The organism is Winogradskyella arenosi, from assembly GCF_003337305.1.
In the GTDB taxonomy this organism is placed as follows: Bacteria; Bacteroidota; Bacteroidia; order Flavobacteriales; family Flavobacteriaceae; genus Winogradskyella; species Winogradskyella arenosi.
Map to the genome: position 1 here is coordinate 1 of NZ_QPJO01000022.1, position 1,535 is coordinate 1,535.

Genomic DNA, 1,535 nt, shown 5'->3' on the forward strand with positions numbered 1-1,535 from the left:
TGAATCCAAACATCAAATACAAATCCTATCGGAAAAATAATGTAAATTTACCTGAACTTACGATTTAAAAACAGACCTAGTTCAAATTATTTTTTACCTTCTAAACGGCTAAAAAAATCTTTTGAACGGTATAAATTAACCTAAAAAAAGGTCAACCTATATCAGTATAATACAGTAAATGTAGAACTGCTTTTTGACAGAAAAACTAAAACGAATGACCAAGAATTAGACTCATTAATTAACGAGGCTAAAGACAGATTTTTCATTCCAAAAGACAAACAAATTGCTCTTGAAAAACTTTGGGATGCGTTCGAAAGAATAAAAACATATTTCAATTCGAATAAGAAAAAATCTTCAACTGAATTGGTAACAATTGCATCAGACGGTTTTGACTTTAAACTTATTGAAGATGAGTTTAAGCTTCTGACTAAAATTGGAAATGAATATAAAATAAGACATCACGAAACAGATAAAATTGAAGTTTCGAAATCAAAGCATATCGATTATTTATTTTTTCGAATGTTGTCTTTGATTGATTTATGTATAAAAAGTATAAATGAAAAATAAAAACTGTTGGCAACAATGGCTATAAGTAATTGCTTGTTCTCGCTTACTTCTAAAAATCCTTACGGATTTTCAGTTTGGTGTGTACTTGCAAAATTAATCGCTAAACCACGCAACTACTCATAGCCGAGACCGTTGCCAACAAGCTAAAAAAATCGTTAAACCAAGAAAGATATTGATTGAATTTGATAATTTAGTATCTTTGATAAAAAGAAACTCGAAATGAATATAGAAGCTCGAAAAATAGAATTTATTCAAGAATTCCTAAAACTTCAAAGCGAGGAAGCAATTTCCAAGCTTGAGAAAATGTTGAAAAAGGAAAAAGACACTTCTGACGAAAGACTTTTTAAGCCTATGACCATTGATGAGTTAAACAAACGAATTGACAAATCAGAGTCGGATTTCAAAAACAATCGATTTAAAACAAGTTCTGAACTTTTAGCTAAATACGAATAATGAATTTTAAAATTATTTGGTCAAACTTTTCGGAAACTCAACTTGACAAAATTTATGAATATTACGAAAAGAAAGCAAGTTTAAAAGTTGCTACTAAAATTGTAACTGGAATAATTAAAGAATCGGAAAAATTAATCAAAGCGTCCTTTATTGGACAAGAAGAAGAATTACTTAAAGATAGAGAAATTCAATATCGTTATTTGGTTTTCAAAAACTACAAAGTGATATATTCGGTTGATGAACAAAACGGATTTATAAAAATTGCTGATGTTTTTGATACTCGACAAAATCCACCGAAAATGAAATGAACAAAATAAAGCCAGTTGCCAACAAAGTACTGTGGTAAAAAGCAAGTAAAAATGCATTAACTTTTCACTAAAATACTTCTATATGAGTCATCATATATTAAACCAGATTTTGCGATAGCAAAAGCCTGTTTTAGAAGCTTATTACACACAGCTATTAAAGCCAGTTTTTTACTCTTCCCTTTTGCTACAATTCGTTCATAAATATCT

The 1,535-nt window shown here is 29.1% G+C and carries 2 protein-coding genes and 1 pseudogene; 2 read left to right on the forward strand and 1 reads right to left on the reverse strand.

From position 1 onward, the window contains the following. Positions 1-786 precede the first annotated feature (786 nt). Complete coding sequence (locus DFQ08_RS15990) at positions 787-1,020, forward strand: hypothetical protein (protein ID WP_114311042.1); 234 nt, start codon at positions 787-789, stop codon at positions 1,018-1,020. Next, entirely contained in the window at positions 1,020-1,328 is a 309-nt protein-coding gene (locus DFQ08_RS15995; protein ID WP_114311043.1) for a type II toxin-antitoxin system RelE/ParE family toxin, read from the forward strand. The genes DFQ08_RS15990 and DFQ08_RS15995 overlap by 1 nt, the downstream gene beginning before the upstream one ends. A gap of 56 nt (positions 1,329-1,384) precedes the next feature. On the opposite strand, the pseudogene DFQ08_RS16370 reads toward DFQ08_RS15995, so the two are convergent. Then, positions 1,385-1,535 (reverse strand): annotated as a pseudogene (locus DFQ08_RS16370) (IS110 family transposase); the annotation flags it as partial.